Annotated in this window: 25 protein-coding genes; 2 read left to right on the top strand and 23 right to left on the bottom strand. The window is 39.2% G+C overall.

The features are described from left to right. Positions 1-387 precede the first annotated feature (387 nt). Complete coding sequence (locus D1Z92_RS05385; RefSeq protein WP_128894636.1) at positions 388-834, top strand: hypothetical protein; 447 nt, start codon at positions 388-390, stop codon at positions 832-834. A gap of 355 nt (positions 835-1,189) precedes the next feature. Here the strand turns inward: D1Z92_RS05385 and D1Z92_RS05380 are convergent, their stop codons facing one another. Further along, entirely contained in the window at positions 1,190-1,582 is a 393-nt protein-coding gene (locus D1Z92_RS05380) for a DUF423 domain-containing protein (RefSeq protein ID WP_128894635.1), read from the bottom strand. Between the two features lie 281 nt (positions 1,583-1,863). On the opposite strand from D1Z92_RS05380, the gene yhbH reads away from it, so the two are divergent. Further along, the gene (gene yhbH, locus D1Z92_RS05375; protein ID WP_128894634.1) at positions 1,864-3,018 is read left to right on the top strand and encodes a sporulation protein YhbH; all 1,155 of its coding nucleotides are present in this window, start codon (positions 1,864-1,866) and stop codon (positions 3,016-3,018) included. A 113-nt stretch (positions 3,019-3,131) separates the two neighbouring features. Here the strand turns inward: yhbH and D1Z92_RS05370 are convergent, their stop codons facing one another. The 22 genes from D1Z92_RS05370 to D1Z92_RS05270 all read right to left on the bottom strand — a co-directional run bounded on the left by D1Z92_RS05370 (position 3,132) and on the right by D1Z92_RS05270 (position 22,307). After that, on the bottom strand, positions 3,132-3,629 hold the full coding sequence (locus D1Z92_RS05370; protein WP_240666582.1) for an ArpU family phage packaging/lysis transcriptional regulator: 498 nt from the start codon (positions 3,627-3,629) through the stop codon (positions 3,132-3,134). A gap of 250 nt (positions 3,630-3,879) precedes the next feature. Then, positions 3,880-5,157 carry a helix-turn-helix domain-containing protein gene (locus D1Z92_RS05365; RefSeq protein WP_128894633.1) on the bottom strand — a complete coding sequence of 426 codons (1,278 nt, stop codon included), beginning with the start codon at positions 5,155-5,157 and terminating at the stop codon, positions 3,880-3,882. A 415-nt stretch (positions 5,158-5,572) separates the two neighbouring features. After that, positions 5,573-5,755 carry a hypothetical protein gene (locus tag D1Z92_RS05360; RefSeq protein ID WP_128894632.1) on the bottom strand — a complete coding sequence of 61 codons (183 nt, stop codon included), beginning with the start codon at positions 5,753-5,755 and terminating at the stop codon, positions 5,573-5,575. Then, on the bottom strand, positions 5,752-5,898 hold the full coding sequence (locus D1Z92_RS17235) for a hypothetical protein (RefSeq protein WP_164931465.1): 147 nt from the start codon (positions 5,896-5,898) through the stop codon (positions 5,752-5,754). Before D1Z92_RS17235 ends, D1Z92_RS05360 begins: the two co-directional genes overlap by 4 nt. 2 nt (positions 5,899-5,900) lie before the next feature. Then, entirely contained in the window at positions 5,901-6,212 is a 312-nt protein-coding gene (locus D1Z92_RS05355; protein ID WP_128894631.1) for a hypothetical protein, read from the bottom strand. A 12-nt stretch (positions 6,213-6,224) separates the two neighbouring features. Next, positions 6,225-7,577: a pyocin knob domain-containing protein gene (locus D1Z92_RS05350; RefSeq protein ID WP_128894630.1), complete on the bottom strand. Its 1,353-nt coding sequence runs from the start codon at positions 7,575-7,577 to the stop codon at positions 6,225-6,227. A gap of 53 nt (positions 7,578-7,630) precedes the next feature. Continuing rightward, positions 7,631-8,239: a putative phage tail protein gene (locus tag D1Z92_RS05345; protein WP_128894629.1), complete on the bottom strand. Its 609-nt coding sequence runs from the start codon at positions 8,237-8,239 to the stop codon at positions 7,631-7,633. After that, positions 8,236-9,279, bottom strand: coding sequence for a baseplate J/gp47 family protein (locus D1Z92_RS05340; RefSeq protein WP_128894628.1), 1,044 nt, complete (start codon positions 9,277-9,279; stop codon positions 8,236-8,238). Before D1Z92_RS05340 ends, D1Z92_RS05345 begins: the two co-directional genes overlap by 4 nt. Positions 9,280-9,537: 258 nt before the next feature. Beyond that, positions 9,538-10,983: a pyocin knob domain-containing protein gene (locus D1Z92_RS05335; protein ID WP_128894627.1), complete on the bottom strand. Its 1,446-nt coding sequence runs from the start codon at positions 10,981-10,983 to the stop codon at positions 9,538-9,540. 459 nt (positions 10,984-11,442) lie between these two features. After that, the gene (locus tag D1Z92_RS05330) at positions 11,443-13,014 is read right to left on the bottom strand and encodes a hypothetical protein (protein ID WP_128894626.1); all 1,572 of its coding nucleotides are present in this window, start codon (positions 13,012-13,014) and stop codon (positions 11,443-11,445) included. After that, positions 13,014-13,298, bottom strand: coding sequence for a ketopantoate hydroxymethyltransferase (locus D1Z92_RS05325; protein ID WP_128894625.1), 285 nt, complete (start codon positions 13,296-13,298; stop codon positions 13,014-13,016). Before D1Z92_RS05325 ends, D1Z92_RS05330 begins: the two co-directional genes overlap by 1 nt. Next, positions 13,295-13,879: a putative phage tail protein gene (locus D1Z92_RS05320; RefSeq protein WP_128894624.1), complete on the bottom strand. Its 585-nt coding sequence runs from the start codon at positions 13,877-13,879 to the stop codon at positions 13,295-13,297. Before D1Z92_RS05320 ends, D1Z92_RS05325 begins: the two co-directional genes overlap by 4 nt. Next, positions 13,876-14,961 carry a baseplate J/gp47 family protein gene (locus tag D1Z92_RS05315; RefSeq protein ID WP_128894623.1) on the bottom strand — a complete coding sequence of 362 codons (1,086 nt, stop codon included), beginning with the start codon at positions 14,959-14,961 and terminating at the stop codon, positions 13,876-13,878. The genes D1Z92_RS05320 and D1Z92_RS05315 overlap by 4 nt, the downstream gene beginning before the upstream one ends. Beyond that, entirely contained in the window at positions 14,961-15,362 is a 402-nt protein-coding gene (locus D1Z92_RS05310; RefSeq protein WP_128894622.1) for a DUF2634 domain-containing protein, read from the bottom strand. Before D1Z92_RS05310 ends, D1Z92_RS05315 begins: the two co-directional genes overlap by 1 nt. Beyond that, positions 15,359-15,691 (bottom strand): DUF2577 domain-containing protein, encoded by a 333-nt coding sequence (locus D1Z92_RS05305; protein ID WP_128894621.1) that lies wholly within the window; start codon positions 15,689-15,691, stop codon positions 15,359-15,361. The genes D1Z92_RS05310 and D1Z92_RS05305 overlap by 4 nt, the downstream gene beginning before the upstream one ends. Continuing rightward, positions 15,684-16,649 carry an XkdQ/YqbQ family protein gene (locus D1Z92_RS05300; protein ID WP_206099712.1) on the bottom strand — a complete coding sequence of 322 codons (966 nt, stop codon included), beginning with the start codon at positions 16,647-16,649 and terminating at the stop codon, positions 15,684-15,686. Before D1Z92_RS05300 ends, D1Z92_RS05305 begins: the two co-directional genes overlap by 8 nt. Then, on the bottom strand, positions 16,642-17,295 hold the full coding sequence (locus D1Z92_RS05295; protein WP_128894620.1) for a LysM peptidoglycan-binding domain-containing protein: 654 nt from the start codon (positions 17,293-17,295) through the stop codon (positions 16,642-16,644). The genes D1Z92_RS05300 and D1Z92_RS05295 overlap by 8 nt, the downstream gene beginning before the upstream one ends. Continuing rightward, positions 17,295-18,965, bottom strand: coding sequence for a tape measure protein (locus D1Z92_RS05290; RefSeq protein ID WP_164931464.1), 1,671 nt, complete (start codon positions 18,963-18,965; stop codon positions 17,295-17,297). The genes D1Z92_RS05295 and D1Z92_RS05290 overlap by 1 nt, the downstream gene beginning before the upstream one ends. A 395-nt stretch (positions 18,966-19,360) precedes the next feature. Further along, entirely contained in the window at positions 19,361-19,789 is a 429-nt protein-coding gene (locus tag D1Z92_RS05285; RefSeq protein ID WP_128894618.1) for a phage tail assembly chaperone, read from the bottom strand. A 193-nt stretch (positions 19,790-19,982) separates the two neighbouring features. Further along, positions 19,983-20,450: a phage tail tube protein gene (locus D1Z92_RS05280; protein WP_128894617.1), complete on the bottom strand. Its 468-nt coding sequence runs from the start codon at positions 20,448-20,450 to the stop codon at positions 19,983-19,985. A gap of 35 nt (positions 20,451-20,485) precedes the next feature. Next, the gene (locus tag D1Z92_RS05275; RefSeq protein WP_128894616.1) at positions 20,486-21,805 is read right to left on the bottom strand and encodes a phage tail sheath family protein; all 1,320 of its coding nucleotides are present in this window, start codon (positions 21,803-21,805) and stop codon (positions 20,486-20,488) included. 70 nt (positions 21,806-21,875) lie between these two features. Next, positions 21,876-22,307, bottom strand: coding sequence for a phage tail terminator family protein (locus tag D1Z92_RS05270; protein WP_128894615.1), 432 nt, complete (start codon positions 22,305-22,307; stop codon positions 21,876-21,878). Between the last annotated feature and the right edge of the window lie 218 nt (positions 22,308-22,525).

Below are 22,525 nucleotides of genomic sequence, written 5' to 3'. Positions count from 1 at the left end.
CGATTACGGAGATAGATAGAAACATCATAACACTTAGTATATATTTTATAATTCTAATGGATCGTTCATTTTAATCGTTATGTGTTCATTACATAACGATTTTTGTTTTGCTAAACAACATTTAATATTTAAATACCCTCTATATATTTTTTCATAGTAATACAATCACTTATATATCAATCTACTCACAATTGCAACTTATTCCCTAATCACCCTCACTTCCTTTTTATAACAGTTACAAAATTCAAATGACAGCCTGTACAAAAAATAGACAAAATAGAGTCCTTCGTCCTCTTTTACTTCTAGGAAAAACGTGGTATATTTATACTTATTCATAGTCACTGTATAGTAAATTAGACTGATATGTGGGCAAATTGGAGGATTTATATGGCCGAGCCGATAACAAAAGACACCATTTTCAAGCTTTCCATTGACGTTGAGATCCAATGTAGCAATGAAGATGAAGCAACAACATTAATAGCAGATTGCTTGAAAAAAGACAATATTAATCATGAAGTTAAAAATATTTCAACTAAAGATGCTGCTCATTGCCATGTTTCTGCAGAAAGTATCATCAAAACCAACACTTCCATTCCTTCAACTACCAATCTATCACATCATGAAGAAAAGATATCTACCATTCAAAGCACCATTAACGGAGGAAAGATGGTTCGTTTGTTTATTAAAGACGGGGACATATTACAACAAACACTAGGCATACCTTGTCAAATACTACATTATGATGATCAATCACATCAAGTTACTGCATATCATGTGGATGAAAAAAGACCATATATTTTTCATATCTCTGAAATAAAAGAAATTTGTGCTTGAGTGCACAGGATAAGTTCAGGATAAATTTCAATCTTTTTTGTAATGACATGCTATTTACTTGATTCATAACATGAAACAAAATCACAAAATATTTAAAGCATATGTCTGGATACCGTTCCGCGCTTTCCTTTTTCAAGCGCGATTTCTCTATGCCCTAAACGACTTTCATCCTTCTTTAAAAGCAACCTTTTTTTTCATACATCTCCTGCACCGTTGAAAAATATCATACTAAAAAAGCCACATCTCACTGATGTAGCTTACCATGATATGTATGAATGCATCATACGTGCTAGATGGTTAGCTGCATTACTGTCACATTGACAAAACTTTTTAGTCTTCAAAAATCTTTTCTTCGTCATTTACCTTGCTTTACTGTGCGTATACACAGCAATACCCAGCCTGTTATAAACGCAACGCCACCAAGCGGAGTCACCGCACCTAAAACCGTGATACCACTTAAAGTAAGGATATACAAACTACCTGAAAAAATGAGAATTCCACTCACAAACAATATGCCTGCCCAACGCAACATTGACGTATTGTCTTGCCAAACTTGCAGTAAAATACCAACAATCATTAACGCAAAAGCATGCATAAATTGATATGTCACTGCGGTTTGAAACGTATCCAATCGATCCGCGCTTAGTCTTTCTTCTAATATATGAGAGCCAAAAGCACCAAAAGCCACAGAAAGCATGGCAAAAATAGCTCCTAATAAAATAAAACGTTTTGACCAGTCCTTATTCATTTGCTCTTCCTCCTATTACTTTCCCTATTTCAACTTGCAATTCTTACTTTTGCAAACCCCGTTGCTTTCATCCTTACCTCTTGACCACAGTAAATAATGATCACAGGTACAATTACAATTACAATGTAAGTATAGCACAAGCTTTATGACGTACCTAACCCTCTCACTGCTCTTCTTCTTTTCTATCTGTAAAATAATCATGGGCTGAACAAGGTTTTTCTCACATAACAGCATGCTATATGAATATATTGTTACAAGGAAAATAAAAGGGAGTGTGCAAATTGGACAGTAATTCATTCATCATATCTAAAGAAGACTGGTCATTGCACCGCAAAGGGTATCAGGACCAATCTAGACATCAGGAAAAAGTAAAAGAAGCCATCAAGAAAAATTTATCTGATTTAATTACGGATGAAAGTATTATCTTATCCAATGGAAAAGATATTGTGAAAGTTCCCATCCGCAGTCTCGATGAATATCACTTCCAATATAACTTTCATAAGAAAAAGCATGTCGGGCAAGGAGAAGGTGACAGTCAAGTTGGGGATGTTATCGCCAAAGATCCACCTCCGAAGCCTGGTCAAGGGAAGGGCAATGGTGCAGGGGATGGCCCTGGGGAAGATTACTATGAAGCGGAGATCGATTTTGAAACGATAGAAAAAATGCTGCTAGACGAATTACAATTGCCAAATTTAAAACAAAAACAAGAAACAAAATTAACAACGACAGATATTCAATTCAACGACGTACGAAAAAAAGGCATGATGTCTAACATCGATAAAAAAAGAACGATCTTAGAAAATTTATTGCGTAATTCCCGCAAAGGAGATGGGAAAATTAAAGGGATCTCCCCAGAAGATCTCCGTTATAAATCGTGGAATGAAATTCAAAAACCACATTCCAATGCCTGTATCATCGCCATGATGGATACTTCAGGTAGTATGGGTCAGTTTGAAAAATACGTTGCGAGAAGCTTTTTCTTCTGGATGACTCGCTTTCTTCGCAAAAAATATAACGAGGTAGAAATTGTATACATTGCCCATCATACAGAAGCTAAAGTCGTAACGGAAGAACAATTTTTCACCAAAGGGGAAAGCGGAGGTACGATATGCTCCAGTGCGTATAAACGAGCACTAGAAGTCATAGATGACAAATTTCCGCCTCGCCTCTATAACATTTATCCATTCCATTTCTCCGATGGGGATAACTTAACATCAGATAATAAACGATGTGTGGAGTACATTCACAAGCTGTTAGAAATGTGCAATATGTTTGGCTACGGTGAAGTGAATCAATACAATCGTAACAGTACGCTCATGTCTGCTTATCGCAACATTAAACATCCGATGTTTCAATATCATGTCATTAGAGAAAAACGCGGTGTATTGACCGCTTTAAAATCTTTTTTCACCGAAAAAGAGTCTGTGCAGGCATAAACATTTTCAAGGTACTTTCCATATGCAATGAATCTGAATCATCTTAAAATGGAATCAGAAATCAGGCGGAGTGCTTGCTCCATCTGATTTTTTTATGTTTTACAATGTTTAACCTATGGGATAACCAGTTCGTTCATTTGCAATAAACCAAGGGAGCAAAAACTAAGTGCTAATTTATAAAAAGCATTCCAACGCAACTTGTAATAGGTGGCCTCACTCATCTCTAACACAAAGTGATAAATTTGATAATCGAATTTATGATCTTGCGATATATATCTTTCTTTAATTAGCGTTTGTTCTTGACTTGGTAATGTATCTACAACTTGTTCGATGACATCACAATACATCTTTGCATCGGCAAATTGAATGGCTGCATCGGCCGTTTGATCTACTACTTTATTCGTTGACCCGTGCATTCTCGCTTCGTAATTCGTAGTTAAAGATAGTTGAGGGACACGTTCCATTAACATGACCGTATGAAAAATCGTATATTTTTCGAAAATAGACTCAATGGCTCTTTGCGTTTTACGTTTATCTAACTGAGGCAACTCTATCATATTCATTTCATTCATCCTTCCTAAAGGGGTTGTATCATGATTATTTTCATTCAAAATACCACCTTATATCCAAGGTGGTAAACATACGTTCTCTATTTAAGAAGGTAACGAAAAGATAAAATGACGGCTTTTAAAACTTAAAAAAATAAAATAAATATCCTACATCATAGTGAAAGGGTACAATTGAAAGCATTCCACTCAACGTATCTCCTAGCTTTGCAAACCAATAAGAGTAAAGATAGATTATTACAACTGCGGGTAAAAGAAACGCAGTGTACTTTTTCATCCCATTCCCCCTTTAACTCTATTCCTTGTCTAGTAGCATATTATTATATACTTCAGTTAATTGGAGAATATGATGAAAATCTAATCCTTTTGATTGATTTACAAAAGATGTAAATATTTCATTGTATGCCGATATAATCTCTTCAAAGGCACTAACAGCATTATACCATTGCATGCTTTCAGTATAATCTTTTATTCCTTTATCGTGCTGACCTTGTTGTAAGTAATAGTAACCTCGATGCTGATAGTACTTTCCAACACTAATATATTTATACGGGGTATTGTGATTTGAGAGGGGGGATAAAAATTGTTTTCCTTTCTTAAACAAAGGCTCCATCGCTTCCAAGTCGTCACTTTTTTTATACATATCGAGAAGTGCATTCACAGCCGTAATTTTTTGTTTAGCAGATAATTGTTCTAAACACTGCTGCAGCATTGGCAGGGCAGCAGAAAAATTACCTTTCTTTTTCTCTATCAGCGCTTGCGTTAACTTCAACGCTTCATCTAAAAAGGTATATGGGTATTTTATGTTTTTCATTTCTCGTTCTGCTTCTTTAAAATCTTCTAAGTAGTAATAGCAATTCACAAGAGCGAGGTGAACGTTGGCTTTTAGTTCGGTATCTTTGGACGCGATATTCAGCCCTTTTTCACAAAAATGAATACATTCTTTATATTTTTTTATTGTAAACGATTGCAATGCCATTTTAAAATAAAACGTTACTTTATTGGTATCAGAAAGAAAGTTGATATAGTGCATGATCTCTTTTCCTTCTTGATAAGATGCTTCCATCTGTTTAAAATCTTGACGCTTAATCAAATAAATTTGCAATAAACTTTTGGCCGTGTACTCTGGTACACCTCTCGTACGTGCGTATTCTACAATGTATTCAAACAGCTTTAATTGAATCGATTTATCTTCCACTTTAATGGTGATGTTGTACAACTGCTCTAATGCGGAATACGTATCGAGTCTCGGATTTTCCAATATTTTTTCTGCTGCTTTATGTATGAGAATTGGATGACTTTTAATACTTTCCTGCAACAGTCCTTCTAAAACTTCTGGCCGTAACTCTAAGTCCAAATAATGATCAATAATTTGCTCAAGAGGAATGTTTAGTACTTTAGCAATGGGTAATAACGTTTTAAACTCTGGTTTCTTCGTATCACCTGTTTCTATTTTCCCTATTACTCCTTTTCTCGTTCCAACTATATCCCCTAGTTGATCTAACGTAAGACCAGCAGCATGTCTTTCTCTTCTAATCACTTCTCCTATCGTAGTATAAGTAAATGATGTCATTTATTTCATTCCCCCTTGACTACCGAATAAACCGTTACACTTTCAAATTATTACCATACAAATAAGGTCGGTTGAATAAACAAATGTACCTCTATATTATAATGGAAATGGGATGCAAGTGTAAATATATTCATATAATAACTATAAAAGGCTAAGTTTAAACTACAAGTTAATCTTGTACTATTTTTTTCTATGATATTTCATTGTATAAGGCGTTTCATCTTTCACCAATTTTTTGAGTTTCTTTGAAATACAAGAAAGGAAAACCCCTCCTATTTCAGAAAAAAGAGGGGTTGAGAAGTATGGGGGGAATGTATAGTATTTTTAAGTTTCTTTGTGATGGTGTGCTGGGAGATGTTTGAAGGCTGATGGTAATGTATTGTATGAACTTGTGCATACAAACTTATATACAAATCTATAACTGCTGTAAGATTTCAATTTCTCGTTTTGCTACTTCGATTTCTACTTGCTTTCTCAATGTACTTGCACTGTTGTCTGCTAGTGTTACGGCTTGATCGCTCACTTCTGCTAATTGCATGACGTTTCCCATCACTAGAATAGCGTAGTTTTTCACTAACCTTTGCTCTACGACGGTCATTGTATAACCCCCATTTCCATTAATAAATGTATCGTTTCTAATTCTCTCTGCGCTTGATCTATCTCTTCCTGAGCAGGTTGTAAGTGCTTGTCTAATTGTTCTTGTTCAATTGCAGTTTGTGATTTCCAATTTATTTTCCCCATGATTATACCTCCATCCACTGCGGAAATTTTTCCTCTTCGGTTGCGTTTGCACCAATATAGTGAAGTAAGGTGAGGGATAATGTGCCGTCTTTTCGCTCTGCGTGTCGTATCGGATTGACAGGTAAGCTCGTTTCTACCTCTTCCAATACGCCGTCTTCTATGCCCGTGAAGTCAAAAACATCGCTTTGCTCTTGGTAAGTGATCTCCTCTGGTGTTTGTTCAAGCGGTACTTTATGTGTAACGATTACTTTTTCGCCGTCAAACGTGTAAGACAGTATATGATCATGCCGCTGTGGGCTGTATAATATGTTCATTGGTGAGCCTCCTTATTTCCATTTTCCGATTGCAGTTAAGTAGATGTATCCTTTGGCGTCAAATAGTGTTTCTCTGGAGAGGGTTATCCAGTGAGTCAACTTATATATTCCTGCAAACGTTTTATGAGCATTATCCCAATATGTTGTATCTAGTACTTGACCTTCAACTTTATTTCCTAATAAACCCCATCCTAAACCAGAGATAGAAGTGAAACTTGCTGGAAACAACCACCTTTGAGTATAATAACTATTAAAATCATGTTTCACTCTTCTGCTGCATATTTGCGTACCATCTGCAAAGCGAACATATTCTCCATTCGAATTGCTATCGGATTCTACGATAGGGTAACTGTTTCCTTCGTGATACACTAACTGATTATCTACTCTTAAATTATGCCTGTACTTAGGAGGCGTAAACTCTACAATACTATCATTAATTTCAGTGTTATATACTTCTTCTGTTTTGGTATTAGAATATTTGATCCATTTTAGAAAGTTACTATTTACTCCGTAAATACTTTCTCCATGAAAATAAACTTCTTGAAATTCCGCATCACTCCAAAAAGTATCTATGCCTAAGTATCTTATTCCTTCGTAATCGAATTCAACTAATTTCGCCTTTCCATCAACAGAAAATGAGGTAGAGGCATGTGTAATGATTGAACCTTGGTTATATGATTTTGTATATCCAGATTGTGTAATGACTTGTGCGCTTACAGAGTAAGGATATGATTTTCTGGAAAAATAAAAAGTACCAAACACTGTAGCGATTGGTGCTGAATTTGATTCATCTGATATTCCTATAGGTTGAAGGATAATCACAGCTTTTTGATATGAAGTCCATCCAGAAGGTGGCTCTAACTTTTTCCTAAACAACTTCCCATCGTGCAACTCCTTCAATGCCCCCTCTACTTCGTTAGCGCTGAAGTTATTACTTGTATCGGCTATGGAAGTGTTGGCTGCGCTTGGTTTTAGCACGTCATCTTCGGTGAGGGTTTTCACCCATGCAGACCATGCACCTTGATGGTAATATCTCATGTACAATTGACTACTATCTTGATGGGATATCGCTACTTGTGTACGTTCTTCCCCTTCTTGCTGTGATCTGTACGTTCTAATGTACCATTTTGCAGTGCTTGGACTATGTTGATGATTCGTTAACACGTACACTTCTTCCGTCGTGTTTGGATCAATGGGATTGAGCTCATTCTCTACTGCTCTTTCCTCTATTTTTTGTTCTATGCTATCTGCTTGCTCTTTTAATTTGTCATCTATCGTATCCCAATTTGGATTGATCGCTGTAATATCTGGTGGGCTATCTGTTAATTGTATTTTATTCAAGTTGTAATGTGTGGTTTGTTTCATTTGTTGCTTGCACTCCTTTCTTGCTTTTCGTCTATTTCAAACTGTTGAAGAAGTTATATGGTGATAATATTTTTCAATGCATCCCATGAGGTTATCGATTTCACGGTCTCCCAGTCTGTAAAACTATCATAAATATCTTCCCACGTTGAAAAATATTTAATGACCAATAATTTGATATGCGCTGGGACGAGCGGTTGTAATGCTCTTTGGATATCGTCATATTTATAGTCCACGTTATTATCTGGACTTAATACTTGAACCTGCAATAATGCCTCATTGGCATGAGGATGATTTAATTCGTCTGCACTAAAAAAGGTTACAACGCATTTACTGCCTGTAACCGTGTGGACGACATTTTTTATCGCTTCCCCATTTAATTTTTGCCCTTTACGCAATAAAGAAAGCAAATATGTTTTTCTTTGCTCTAGCGTACCTTCACCTTTAAACTTTAAAAAGTTTTCGAGGCGTGTAATTTTCCCTTCGCTTGCTGTTACTATGAATATATCTTGCAGGGCTTGTTCTTGGTGCTGCTGTAGCTGGTCTATTTCCAGCCCTTCTGTATCAAATAGCACGTTAAATTCGATAACATCGTGCAAGTAGGGTGGTAAGTAGGTAATGAGGTCCTTTTGCTGTTTGTTGCTTCCTTTTATATACTCACTCATGTATTCACCACCGTTAGATTAACACTGTTTAGTATCGGAATTTCTTCATCATGTAAGGCAACATCAGTGGCAGTTCCGTTTATTTTTAAATCCTGCATATCTGCGATGTTTGGGCTGTCTAATATGGCTACAGCGGTGCGCATGTAGCTGACACTATGTTTAACGAAAGTGATGCTGGCTAAGTAATCGGAGATCATTTCCTCTACTCCTTCTGCCTCACTGTACCCCGCTTCCAGTGTAATCGTTCCTGTAATGTCGATTGGTTTTTCTATTCCTGTTGCGACGGTTACTTTCGCTCCTATGGGTGCAACACCATTTCCTAATCCTTCTGCGTTCGGGTCTAAGTATTGCTGCACTTCGTTAATTAACGTGCTGCTCGCTGGTTTATAGTCTCGATCTGTGATGACGACTTTCACCGTGTTACCTCCGCTCCAAAGCGGAAATACTTTGGCTGCACCGACATCATCAAAGCGCTTCGTCCATTGTTCATATTGAGCGATATTACCGTCTTGTGGATGCTGGATGATTTTTTCTCTGTTTCTCTCTCGTAATGCATCATCGGATTCTTCTTCCACTCCGTTTGTGATAATAGCTGTTATGGTTGCGGTTTGTAATCCTTCGATGTACTGGAGTGGCAGGATGGAACCGAGATACGTATTCCCTCTTTCTCCTTCTTGCTCGCACTGTAATGTATATTCAAAATCTGCTAGTTTCTCTAGCACGATGTACGTATTGTTTTCCCCGCTAAAACGAGATTGTAGCGGCACATCCATGTTGAACACGCCTTTTACGATCGCTTTCGTTGCTGGTTTTCGAAATGTGCCATTTTGGTAGCATAGTTCTGTTAGCATGTCCCCTGTTGCGGTGTCTAAGGCAACGTTATCTTTCCATATGTCCAGTTGGTTGTACATTTCTACAAGTTCCACCGCTACAGGCGCTAGAGCATCGTAGATGATAGATCCTTCTCTTTTGTCCACGTCATTAGGCACGCTTTGCAGCATGCGGGTAAGTAATGCTTCGTATGTGATTGGTTGTTGCATCGGTTACTTCACCACCTTTTGCTGTTTTGGGTTTGTTTATCGTTTCAATCTGCATTTTCTAGATATGTTGTAGAATGATTTAATTACTGTACAGGTAACAATCTTGACGGATAGCTACGACTATGTTGCATAGCGTATGACATGTAAAGTTCCAAATTCAACTAATTTTTTTTAGAGGTGATTTTAATTTATAGATGATATCAAGCAAAATTCACTTGCAAATGAATCTATCATAATCAACTTTTACGTATTGGTTTACTACTCCGTTAATATTTTTTTACCTTTAAATGTAATTGAGTCTTCTGTAATTTTTAAAGTTTCAGTATCATTAACCACAACTTTAACGTAATCTTCTGCTCCCGGTCCTGTCCCATTTATTTCGATGTAGTCATTATCATCGTTGCCACCATAAATTCTTCCGATATTCACATCGGTTCCATCTCCCTTTTGCAAAGTTATTGCACCATCGATTAATCCACCAGCTTCAGTTAACACTTTATTTTCCCCAACGTATGCGTTTTGTACTGAATCCTTAGTGCTGTCCCAAACTTTTGTTAACCCTGTAACAGATGTAGGATCTTCTTCTATCCATTGCTCTATTCCACCTACCCAGTTGTATGTAAAGGTGCAAAACGCACTATATGGAGGCGTTTTAAAATAAAGCCAGTGCCAATCACTTTCATCTTTATAAATTTGAAACTCAAAGCCTCTTCCGTCTCCCATGACAAAGAATAAAGGAATTATTGCATGCCTTACTCCAAATGAAAAATGAACAATAGCCTGATCTGTTCCGGCAGCTCCAAAATCGCATTGAATATTTGCCATCCCTGAAAAGTTTGTTATTTCTGATGAATCTATAGGATTCTTATTTTGAATTCTTCCAATTTTAATCCACCTAGGAGTACCTGAAGTTCTGTCAAATTCTTGTGCAAGGTCACGTATCTTATAGGCGTTATGAATTTTCAAAGCACCTGTCATTGTATCCCCTGACTTACTTACACTTGCATTTTTTGCATTTGTTTCTGCCGCATTTGCTTTCGCTTGTGCCCCTGCTGGAGTTTCTTTTGTATCATGTAGCTCTTTCAATGCATCTTCAACGTTACTAGCTTGAAGGTTGTTCTCCCCATCTACTATATTTATATTCTCAGCTGTGTCTTGTTCGGTAATGAATTTCGTCCAACTTGTCCAGTTGTTATAGTAGTGCCTCATATGCATTTCATTACTGCTTCCGTGATACCTTATCGCTATTTGTGCTTTGTTATTATTAGAATCACTGTTGAAATATGTTCGGATGTACCAGTATATACTTGGTTTAGGAGCGTTGTTGTGATTGGTTAATATATACGGACATGTGGTGGTATTGGGGTCAATTTGATTATTTTGATCGTATGCTGCTTCCTTGCTGACACTATCCAGCTTTGCATTGTCTTCCGCATTACTCGCTGCTGCATCTGCATAGTTTTTGGCATCTAGTAATGCTTGATCTGTTTTTGCTTGTGCTTCTGATGGGGTTTCTTTGGCATTCCACGTTGTACGTTCTTCTTCTGTAAGATGCAGGCTCTGATCTGCTTTGTGTGTGTCCAATTCCGTTTGTGAGGCTGCATTTTGATCAACAATATCCCAATTTTCGTTAAATGCTTCTCTTTTTACATATTCATTGCTGAGTGGCTTTTTTATTCCTAGTTTCGGTGTTACATCTGGCATTGTTCGTTACCTCCGTTTAATAGATTTTATTTTGTTACATACGAAGGTAACGAACGGCAAAAATTATACCCCTGTTTTTAAAATTTTTTTGAGGTGATTTTGAGTAGAGGTATGATTATGAGATTGAGTGAACTTCTGTTATGTTGGTTTACATGCTTACTTGATAAACTAAACGGCTTTTTTTGTTGTTTCACCTAACTCCTTCAGCTTTATCACAAAACCTGTGCTATCAGTTAGCCCTTGTAGGCTTGTTTCTAGCCTTGCCAACCTTTTTAGCATTTGCGTTTGTTTTTCCAATCTCGCCCTTGTTTACATAGAAATCCCCGACATCGTGCCAACGGCGAGTAAATATAAGACTCTCGTAATCGTCTATTTCCGCAAGTATTTCAAGTTGCGGTGTTAGTATACGTATTGGTTTAATCGGCTGTCAACTCTTTCCTCCTTACCCTCTTTTTTTTGCTAAAATTTGAACACTAACGCATCTATATCCGCTTTGAAACTAATTGGTAAATATGAATCGATGCCAAAAGTTATATCTTTATCTTTAATCCCCTCTTGCGTAAATATAGTGTCGTAGTATCCGATCAAATCAGAATCATTTTCATCATCTTCATAGTAGAAATTACCTATTAATATCATTTTATTTTCAATAATAAATATTGTAAAACTTTGGAAAATGAAGTCATCTTCAAAGCGGCATAGTGTGTATTTTTCGTCTCCGACTTTTATTTTTATCCGTGAAGTATTGTTTGATTCATGATTTACATATCCTCGCCTTTTTGAAATACGGTACATGTTTCCGCTTAAAGTACCCGACTCCTTTGCCGAAGACAACACAAAATTATAGATCGTATACCCTCCTGTGATTGTAAAAATTTCATGAAAATCATCATCAGTTATAGTGGTTTGGTTGACGTAAATACCTTGTGTTGTTGGCGTGCTTTGAAGTTGATTCAATCCGCTTATTACTGTTGCCAACTCTTGAAAAGTATCGCTACCACTTGCCGTACCTCCTGCGTCAGTAATGGCGGTAGCGATTTTACTTTTCCCATCACTGACAGAGGTCTTTAAATCATCTAAGCTGTCTGTTCCATTGTTCCATGTTAGGTTGCCTTTTAGATCCACAGTGTCTTTGTTGTGGGAATATTTCATTACCCAAGTATCGACACCAGCATCACGTCTAAAAAACGTAACGTGATCCATAGGAGCATCAGTTGTGACAGGGTCACCATCTCCGTTATATTCAAACCCGCCGCCGTACGTTTCAGATTGACCTACATATACCCTCCCTGTTGATTGAGCATCTCCGTGCAAAGCTAGTGTTGCATTACCAAAGTTTTGCGCTTTTATCGTCACCATTGTATTTGTGCCTGCATCAATTGTTAAATTACCTGTCACCGTGCCGCCTGTTTTAGCTAACTTTGTTGTATCTGCGTATGTTTTCGCACTTGCTTCTGCGTCATTCGCTTTAGATTGTGCGCCTGTTGGTGTTTCTTTTGTGTCGTGTAATTCTTTCAACGCACCTTCTACGTCCGTAGCCGTAAAGTTGCCCGCACTGTCTCCTATAGATGTGTTCTCTGCTGTAGGCTCTATAACATCATTCTCCGTAGTAACTTTTGTCCACGCTGACCACGGATCAGTTTCATGCTTGTTCCGCATGTACATCTCATTTCCTTCTTTGTATAGCGTAGCAATTTGCGCTTTATTACCGTTAACATTGAAGCTGAAATGAGTTTGTATATAGTAGTATGTGTTACCCGACACATCTGGTGTGTTTTCATGCGCTGTCAAAATCAACGATTCTGTTGTAACGTCAGGATCAATTTGACTACCGTCATCATTTTTGAACTTTGCCACTCTCTGATAAGATGACTCCACTGCATTCGCTTCTGCCTGATCCGCTTTAGCTTGTGCGCCTGCTGGCGTTTCTGCCGCGTCTGCTGTGGCCTGTGCCGTGTTGATCTCTGTGCCAATGTCGTTCATGTCGGTATGTTGTACCGTTTCCCCTATTTCCCAATTTGTCTTTGCCATTATGTGACCTCCTTCATTAATAATGTGTGCAGTAGCAATGTATCCGCGGCAATCTCTACATTCACCGCATTGGAAGACAGCACGTTATCGGCATCATCCTTCAAATCGATCTGCGTGATGCTGCTCACATCAGCTGCGGGGACAATATAGTTCATTGCCAGCATGCCGTCTGTTACTTGCTTGACTTCAAAATCCGTTATTTCATAGCTATCATTGAGTACTACTTTCGCCGCTCTCCCATCTACGTAGTTGGCGACATCGTGTAATAAAGTAGCGCTAATCATATGACGACCTCCTTATTGCTGAGGGTGATGAAAGCTTGCTCGCCAAGCTTCCACTTCCCTAGTTCATAATTCCATGTGATCGTTTGCTTTTCTATTGTTTCTTCTATTCCAACGGTATCCCCTAGCGATGTATTTTGTTGGTAAACCATATTCGCTGGTTTGATGGTATGGACGGTATGCTGTACTTCTCGAAAGATCATGCCATCTTCAATATTGGTCGTCACATACAATATAAATTGTTCCGGATCGATGGAAACGATGGTCACTCCTTCTCCTACGAGAGCGTCCAATTTATGTTGTAAAAAACGCAACGTAAACGGTGGTTTCGTCTGGTAACGATGTAAAATACGCTTTCTACGAAAATCAATGTCTTCTGTTGTAGGATCAGCTTGGATGTCTAACACGACTTCCCTTCGCTTCAATGCCTCTTCACTAGCACTCCATACAAATTGATCGTCAAATCCCCGTTGTATCGCTTGCTCCAACGCTTCCATTTCCATCGTTTCCGCCTGATCGATTTCCATCATTTCTATAATATCTTGATAGAAAGGCGGTAGTTTGTTTAAAATACGAGTACTCATGTGATGTTCACACTCCCTAGCATCGGGATTTCTTCTGTATTTAACGTCATATTGCCACCATCATTAATGGTTGTACCGTTGACATCGAGCACACCTTTTACAGTTAAAATGGCAGCATCGATAAGGGATACACGAACGATGAGCTGCTTTTCTGCTGCCCATTGCTTTCGCAACGTCTCCAAGTATTCGTTTATCGCATATTCCATACTTTCTGTGACTTGTCCTATCGTTGTGCCTTCGTTTAACGTTAACGTCGTCGACACATCGATGGTGACAGGGGATACGCCATAAATGGTAACGACATGTCCTATCGGGGCGATGCCGATGCCTTTTCCTTGATCGTCTCCTTGGTTGCCTAGTGGATCTATAAACGTTTGTACCTCTTGGATCAACGATGTGGATGGTGCTTCATAGTCACTCGTCATGATCGTACATTTCACGGTTCCTCCGCCATTCCATGTGGGGAATACTTTTACCCCGCCAACACCGTCAAGGTTGTTGATACTCTGCATGTAATCGGCAATATTTCCGCCAAAAGCAGATTCCTTCACGACAGAGAAAAATCGCTCTCGCAGGGCTTCGTCTGTTTCTTCATCTTCCCCAGGGATTAAAATATCGCTCAACTGAGCGCTTGCTAATCCATTCATATATTGTAGCGGGATCAACGTGCCGAAATGTTGATTTCCGACCTTCCCGGTCGTTTCGCATTCTAGTTCGTATTCCCCCACCGCTATCTTTTCTATGACGACATAATTCACTTCTTCGAGCGAAAAACGGCTGCCAATAGGAACATCCCATCCATTGCCTGTGCTGTCTTTGAACTCACCTTTTCGTATGGCCTTCGTCGCTTCCTTACGACTCACTCCAAATTCCGCAGTACGACGAGACAAATAATCTCCATTCGCACTATCTGCAAAGCTCTCCTGTTGCATCGTTTCCAGCTGAATATACATTTCTTGCAGTTCTACGGCAGCAGGGGCAAGGGCATCGTAAATAATCGATCCTTCCCGTTTATCTACGTTGTTTGGCACAGTGTCTAGCATCCGTTGCAATATATTTTCGTACGTTGGTGTTTGCTGCATTACAATGTCACCACCTTTTCTGCCTGTATATTTCCTACCTTCGTATGCACGGTAAAAGAAATGTGCACGTCTTTTTTATGACTAGAAAAAGAAAAAGCATCGACACTCGTGATACGTTCATCTTGTGTCAATGCTTCCGTTATTCTTTGCTGCAATACAGGATATACGTAGGATGACGGTTTGCCAATCAAATCTTGCCATTCAAAACCGTAGTTCCATGAATAGATGACATAAGCATAGCGTTCCGTATTTAATATTTTGTAGATCGCTTGTTTCATCGCCTCTTGCTCATCTGTATATCCGCTAATGCGAGTGTTCGTTAGCTTATATGTTTTGGTTGGTTGTTGCAGTATGCGAAATGCAGTATCTTCTTGTATGACTTGATTGATTTTCGGTATCATGGCTTCACCAACTTATTTAATACAATGTATTGCTGTCCGCCTTGCATGCGCATGAGCATCACTTGATCACCTACTATGAGTCCATGATGGACTTTGTATAATTTTTTTGTTTCATTCCCAATTTCATTTTCTGTCGTCATGTACACTTCATGGTCGATGACGTTATTCGTCAGGAATAAAAAATCTTCCTGTAGCGTTAATCGTTGTTCGATGTTAATTTCAAGCGGGCTAGTGGATGTGACCGTTCCATACATGAATTGGACGAGACTTGCTTGGTTCATCGTGTCTTGGGTAATTTTCTTTACCATTTGCAGTAAATTATTAGCCACGGATCAGCCCTCCCCTTAACGTCAAGTCCATGACGTGCTGACTGTCTTTGAATGTGTGCTTTACTTTGTCCACGAGCATATAGTTTTGCAGGGAGATGTCTCCTAGTTTAGGCAAATGAATGATGACGCTGGACCCACCACGTACTCTGATGTCGCCTATCGCATGTTGAATGGATAAGGAACGCCGCTTTTGATTGTGCAGTTTATTTAACGCCTCCACCTTCACGATGCCATTTTCATCTGAATCTATCTCTTCATAGTACTGAAGCAGTCCCCATTCATTCTGCTTTACTTTGTCTTCAACGATAAAAATTTCTGTTCTGCCTTTTTCTTCGTTTTTCTGTGATAATTTAATGCGGTTGTACGTGTCTTTATCAATAGAAGAGCTATAGTTGAAGTTCTCTGCGCTACCTTCTCCGATGACCACATTCAGCTTCATCGATTCGATGTTTCGGAGTGTTATTTTACCGATATCATCGTAGAGGACATACACGTTACCACTATGCTGTGTCGTGAGATGCAGCGCAGTCTGAATGACATCCATTAACGTTGTATTTTCTTCGACCCTAACTGGAATAACGAAGCCTGTATCTTCAATATCTCCCGCTTGCAGTACAAAATCTGCGGCCAGCTTTTGTATCACTTCGCTGGCCTTTTTATTTCGATATACCATCGTATCTTTGTTTTTCAAATATCTCAGCTGATCATATGCGGTAACGGTAATAATCTGATTTTTATCCCGCTTTTTCGTAAACACAAAACCGTTAAAAATCATAGTATCGTCTACGCTAAAAACAACGTTGTTTCCTTCTTGAAAGTTGACAATGCCATCCGCCAACACTTTAAATGTCAGCTTGCCCGGTGTCCCCATACGATCTGTTTCCCACGTGACGCCTTCTTCAATGAGCGGTTGATACGTTTCACCCTCATTTGTCATCAGCAGCTGTAATTTAGGCAAAGCGGATCACCTGCCCTGGATAAATGAGGTTGGCATTTTTTATGCCATTTAACGAAGCTATTTCTTTATACTTCGCCCCATCTCCGAGTTCTTTTTTACAAATACTCCACAGCGTATCGCCAGCCTGCACTGTATAGGATGCTGCGGGTTCTTTCGCTGGTCGCTGTTCTTCTAACGTGGCTGTCGGTGTGCCATCCTCATCTTCAGGCCCATTTTTCACCAAAATCGTTGCGTCTTGGCGGTACTCTTTCAATTTCACACTAATGATAATATCGAAGCCGTTTTTCGCGTCTTCTTTCCACGTGTATTCTTCCAAGGATACTTGCATGATGTTATCGAATAACGGCTTTCCTTGTGGTGTTTGACGAACATACGTAAATGGAAAAGGCATCTTATTTTGTTTTAGCGCTTTAAAATGTTCCGTATAGTACGTTTGATCTTTGAATCCATCCGGATATACGGCAAAAGGATACTCCGTATGCGGAATGAGCGCATCGAACGTAATTTCGGAAAGTCCCGGCGTTCGCAACAAGTTGATCTCCCCTGTTTCCAGCATGGAGACCGTTTTATTTTCGTTTGCAATTTTTAATGTGAACTTGGAAGGGGTAACGGGTAGTTGTACTTCATTTAATGTCATCACATACATTACTCATACACTCCTTCCGCTGCGACGGCCATCGCTTCGCCCATCTGTTCTTCGATATGCCTTACGACCCCATCGATATCCAGATCGCTATTCACTTGCAGTTCATTCTTCATATCTAACTTCACTTCCGCAGTGGTAAAGCGATTAATCGCATCTTGCTCTGCCACTTCCCGTAAATATTTAATCTCTTCCGTGTTCAGATCCATACCATCTCGCATGCCTGCGGTGTTTTGATCGATATTGCTTACACTACCCGAAAGATCACCGCCGCCAAAATCGCCAAACGGTTGATTTAATGGATCATCAGGAGGAGCTTCTGGACCTTTTTGTAAGTCCTCTAGTCCAAGGGTGCTTTTAATGGCATCGATATCGAATGACTCTATGCCATTCGCAGCAGCGTCAAATGCACCTTCAATGCCGTCTTGTATGCCTTCCTTAAATTGACTTGTGTCTATTTTACTCAGCTCTAAGTTAATTTCGCTGTCCAAACCGATAAAAGAACCGATGGCATTCACGACTTTGTTTACCCCTTCTAGAAGTAAATTCACGATATCGATAAAATCGTTGTAAAATCCTGCCCATAAATCGATCATAAAACCGACGACTTTAGCCGTAATGTCTCCTAGGAAGCGGAACGTATTGGCGAAAAATTCACGCACAGGATCGCAAGCAGCAATGAGCGCGAGAAAAGCCAAAATAAGACCAACGACGAGACCGATGATCAAGCCGATTGGATTGAGTGACATGATCGTGTTCATCGCTTGTTGCGCCACTGTAGCGATCATGACTGCCGTCCTATATGCAGTAATTGCTGCGACAATGCCCCATATGATCGGACCGATAACAGACCAGTTATTACTAAAAAAAGTAGCTACCGCACTTGCCATCTGTGCAACAAACGTCAATGCAGCTCCTACCATTGCTAAGCCAATTCTGACACTCTCCATCATTTGCACAGCCGACTCTGAATTAAGCCAAGTTGAAAATAGCTGAAAAGCAGGCTGCAACGTTTCAATGAAATAATTTTTCATACTTTGCACAACATCGCTAAACGTGAGCGGTAACTGTGCGAACTGGGCATTAATTTCCTCACCGGAGAGGAGCATCGCATTTTTCATCACTTCGGATGTCATCGCTCCTTGTTCTGCTAAATGGATGAGCTGTTCCCTTCCTACTCCCAATGCGTTAGATAGTGCATCGGCTAATAACGGTGCATCGGTAATGAGACTTGCCATGAATCCCCCACTCATACTCCCGTTAGCCATGTCTGTAGTCAGTTTACTCATGATGCCAGACTGTTCCCCTGCTTCCATGCCCGCGATACGGAATGATTTTGCCGCCAGTTCAGCAAATTGTACCATTTCATCCTGATTACTAAAGGCATCTTTTGCCGATGTTCCCAGATTGGCGACTGTATTTGCAATGTCTTGATAAGGTACACGAGCCTGCTGTGCCGACTTAAAAATGCTGCGATTCATCTGCTCTAACTGTGCTTGATCGCCAGTAATTAAACCCAACCTTCCTTGAATTTCTGCATATTGGTCTGCCGCACCGACAAAAGAGTTTAAGCCTGCTTTAATGTTTTCTTTATACGCACCCATACTCTTTGCAACTTCTTTTGCATTATCTTGGGATATTTTTTTAAACTGCTCTATTTTTTCTTTTGTCACGTTCGCCGCCTCATTGAAAGCAGAGAACGTCTTCATGGATGATTTTATGGTAGCGATAATTTCCACCTACCTTCTGTATAAAATAAGATAACGACTGGCAAAAAAGTTTACAACATTAGTTTACATTTGCAAACTTCCATGACACATTTCGTTATCGTTTGTATAAACAAATCCATACCACATACATAGCTAAAAAAAGATAGACTACCGTGACGGCATCTATCTTTTTCGCTTGGATTTATTACTTTGTTTTTTATCGTTTTCTAATTTGATTTGAATGGAAGCAGCAATAAATGCTCGCTCTTCTCGAGATTGTTGCATATATTTTGCAGGCTCCCAACCAAACTTGTGAAGGCAATAATACGCCATATTGGCTTCAAAATCACCTTCTTTAATTAGTTTTTTGCTTCATCTACCATGTCTTCCATACTGACTTCGAAGCCATTGACCTCTTGAATTTTGTTTAAGTATTCCGCATATTCTCCGGGTCTCAGCATCGTTTTTAACAATACGTCCGCACCCATTACGCCATAGCTATTTTGCACTTCCGTATCGTTCAAGTTAGGAAATACGGTGCATTTTACTGCAAGTTTACCTAAATATTTGTGGTAGTCCGTCTCCTGCGTATACTGTCCTCGCTTACCTGGAACGGGTACTTTATGTGTACAAGATTTACGCAACACTTCGTCTTCTTCCGATGTAATACAACGAATTTCCCATTCCATTGGCTCGTTATGGTCATCTACAAAACGCTTAGATGCCACAAACGTGATACCCTCATTTTGCACTGCATTTTGCGCTAAAAACGCACTTAAATTACTCACAAGATCACCTGTCCTTTATATTTTATATCGCTTGTAAAGATGGTCTCATTCTTTGATGATCCCTGTTCAAGCGATGAAATTTGTTTAGTTTCTAACGATGTGAAAAAGAAACCAAGCGTTGTTGACTTGGTTTCTTTTTCTAAACCCGTTGAATGAACGTGTTCAAACTTATTACAACTTACCCTTTCTACTATTACATACCAGGTAAATTTGTAAATTTCGTCTGTATTTCGAAATCTTCGAATGTAAATTCCATTTCTTCATCTAAATACTCTGCATCTGCATCAAATTTAGCAAGGACACCACCGTTCATATTGCATCCTTTTAAGAAAACCGTTTGTTTGCCAACGGAAGATGTTGGGTCTTCATTCGTAACTTTAATATCAAAATACATATCTTGTCCTGTTTCTTTATAGTTATATAACAATTCACGGAACAGGGATGTATTATAGTGGAACGTGGCAGAACCAGAACCTGTCCAGCCCGTAGATTTATTTCCTTTACCCGTTTTCCCTAAAATCGGAACTTCGCTTTTTGTCTTTTCTATTGTTGCTTCCAAGTTAATTGCTTGCATAAAATTATACGTATTTCCATCTAATGTAATATAGCATTCTGCTAAAGAAGCGCTCACTGCATCTCTTGCACTCATCGTATTTGCCATCTTTTATTCTCCCCTTTTTTATGATTCTCGAATGATTATTGCACGACGACGGTCATATAACATTTCGTCATGGCTGCTGTCGGTGTAATGGAGTTGGATACGGAAATCGATTTTTTATCCGCTCCTTGTTCCACTACGATATCTTCTGCTTGAAATGCTTCAATCGCATTAATATTTTGCAATTGTTTAAAGTACGTCACTAATTCATTCCAAAACAAGCTTCTGCCTGTATCATTGTTTTGTACTTTTCCTAGATACTGCTGGTTAAACAACACCGCTGTATCGTTCGCCACTTGATCTAAGACGCGTACCACTTGATTGGAGCTGAAATCTTCGTTTTTATCCGGTGTAACAGAAACGAACGTATTAATATCGTCTAGGATGTTGACTTTATCGCCCACTTTATGGAATAAGAACTTCCCTTCTTTTAACCCTTTTGCCAACTCGCTTTGCGTGTAATCCACATCGATGTCGTATTCACCATCGTAAGTTGTATTACTATTGCTTTGGTTGATGGCACATGCTGCTGTCACACCTGCTGTCCAATACACAAGAGACGCAGCGTTCACTTGCTCACCCTTCACCGTATTTTCTACCGAAATGACGCCTTCATGGTCAGCCGCTGAACGGTATACGACTGTTTGGAACTTAATGCCGTTCTCTTCTCTCATGCGTTTTGTATATTCCACGAAAAGACTAATAATCGCTGGTGTTGCGCTCGGACAAGCTAATGTATTGAACGCATATGCTTCCGCTTTATTTAAGAAAGTTTGATAGTCGTCCGCATCAACTGCCGCTTTATTTGTACCTCCTTCTAAAGTGATACCCGCAGATGCAGTCGGTGCACCCGTTCCACTAAACATAACGTAGTCATTATCTACTAATGCATCGATGGTAGATACGATTTGTGTATCTACTTTTTTCGTATCTACATACGTACTCACTTCAAATAATGTGTTGTCGTCTGCATTTTGCACAATACCAACTTTCAAGTGGTTTCCGCGCACACCACTGTGCTTTGCAGTTATCGTTACAGACCCTTCTGTTTTCTCTGCCTTTGTTCCACCGTTTAAGCGATAGAAATATACCGTTTTCGCGTGACGCAGTACTTCACGAATAGGTTGTAACTGCGGTGCATCAGGTGAATAACCAAATAGCTTCATCGCTTCTTTACCGAAATCTGCTGCTTCTAATGTGACGATATCATCTGCAGCACCCCAATCTAGCGATAAAGGCATTGCTACATAACCTCTCTCACTTAATGTTGCAGATGCTCTTGCTGCACTTACAAAATTAATATACGATCCTGGTAAACTTTTATTTTGAGTTAAAAATGTTCCTCCACCAAGTGCCATATGTTCTCACTACCTCTCATTTTTTATGTGTTTTGTTTTCCAACGTATGGTCATTGCCCATACGTCCAGACTACTTACTGTTCACCACATTGTTCCACTCTACTTGTTCCATCGGTGTCTGTTCTGCTTCCTCTTTTTGAACTTGAACGTGGTAATCTACTAGAAAATGCAATACATCATTTTCTGTTTTGTGATTCATCTTGCTTGCAGTAAAACCTTTTCCATCGATCACAAGCATCTCCAATGTGTCGTACAATGTATCGACGGTATCGTACATGTCCTTGTTTTTCATATTTCCGTATGGAATATATTGAATAGCTAGTGCTTGTTGTCTGTCGTATTGCAGCTTCTTCATTCGTCTTTGCGAAGAGGACAGTACGGTAATAAAAAAACAAGGTTCTGTTAAACCTTGCGGGATGTCTTCTGTATAGATTTTCATCTCATCACCGAAATCTACTGCTAGCTTTTCCTTGATCGCATCCACCATACGATTGAGGATCATGGTCATCTCCTCCTAAACTATCAACCTACTTGTACTTACTTTCATCCACTTTAATTTACTTATGATTACTTCTTCTTACTTCTTTTTGCTTCTTCTTTCTACTTTTCTTTCTTAGCTCTGTGACGTTAGGTTCTCGCCCAACGCCTGAATCAAACCACCCCTTTCAACAAAAAAAGAACTCTCTGCAAGAGAAAGTCCTTAACGTGCATTTTATGAAT

Source organism: Longirhabdus pacifica (genome assembly GCF_004115085.1).
Taxonomy (GTDB): domain Bacteria; phylum Bacillota; class Bacilli; order Paenibacillales; family DSM-105158; genus Longirhabdus; species Longirhabdus pacifica.
This window is presented reverse-complemented; position numbering and strand designations above follow the sequence as displayed.

Coding starts and splice junctions, on each gene's coding strand:
- D1Z92_RS05385 (WP_128894636.1), top strand. CDS start 388: ATGGCCGAGCCGATAACAAAAGACACCATTTTCAAGCTTTCCATTGAC.
- D1Z92_RS05380 (WP_128894635.1), bottom strand. CDS start 1,582: ATGAATAAGGACTGGTCAAAACGTTTTATTTTATTAGGAGCTATTTTT.
- D1Z92_RS05365 (WP_128894633.1), bottom strand. CDS start 5,157: ATGACATCATTTACTTATACTACGATAGGAGAAGTGATTAGAAGAGAA.
- D1Z92_RS05360 (WP_128894632.1), bottom strand. CDS start 5,755: ATGACCGTCGTAGAGCAAAGGTTAGTGAAAAACTACGCTATTCTAGTG.
- D1Z92_RS17235 (WP_164931465.1), bottom strand. CDS start 5,898: ATGGGGAAAATAAATTGGAAATCACAAACTGCAATTGAACAAGAACAA.
- D1Z92_RS05355 (WP_128894631.1), bottom strand. CDS start 6,212: ATGAACATATTATACAGCCCACAGCGGCATGATCATATACTGTCTTAC.
- D1Z92_RS05350 (WP_128894630.1), bottom strand. CDS start 7,577: ATGAAACAAACCACACATTACAACTTGAATAAAATACAATTAACAGAT.
- D1Z92_RS05345 (WP_128894629.1), bottom strand. CDS start 8,239: ATGAGTGAGTATATAAAAGGAAGCAACAAACAGCAAAAGGACCTCATT.
- D1Z92_RS05340 (WP_128894628.1), bottom strand. CDS start 9,279: ATGCAACAACCAATCACATACGAAGCATTACTTACCCGCATGCTGCAA.
- D1Z92_RS05335 (WP_128894627.1), bottom strand. CDS start 10,983: ATGCCAGATGTAACACCGAAACTAGGAATAAAAAAGCCACTCAGCAAT.
- D1Z92_RS05330 (WP_128894626.1), bottom strand. CDS start 13,014: ATGGCAAAGACAAATTGGGAAATAGGGGAAACGGTACAACATACCGAC.
- D1Z92_RS05325 (WP_128894625.1), bottom strand. CDS start 13,298: ATGATTAGCGCTACTTTATTACACGATGTCGCCAACTACGTAGATGGG.
- D1Z92_RS05320 (WP_128894624.1), bottom strand. CDS start 13,879: ATGAGTACTCGTATTTTAAACAAACTACCGCCTTTCTATCAAGATATT.
- D1Z92_RS05315 (WP_128894623.1), bottom strand. CDS start 14,961: ATGCAGCAAACACCAACGTACGAAAATATATTGCAACGGATGCTAGAC.
- D1Z92_RS05310 (WP_128894622.1), bottom strand. CDS start 15,362: ATGATACCGAAAATCAATCAAGTCATACAAGAAGATACTGCATTTCGC.
- D1Z92_RS05295 (WP_128894620.1), bottom strand. CDS start 17,295: ATGTATGTGATGACATTAAATGAAGTACAACTACCCGTTACCCCTTCC.
- D1Z92_RS05280 (WP_128894617.1), bottom strand. CDS start 20,450: ATGGCAAATACGATGAGTGCAAGAGATGCAGTGAGCGCTTCTTTAGCA.
- D1Z92_RS05275 (WP_128894616.1), bottom strand. CDS start 21,805: ATGGCACTTGGTGGAGGAACATTTTTAACTCAAAATAAAAGTTTACCA.
- D1Z92_RS05270 (WP_128894615.1), bottom strand. CDS start 22,307: ATGATCCTCAATCGTATGGTGGATGCGATCAAGGAAAAGCTAGCAGTA.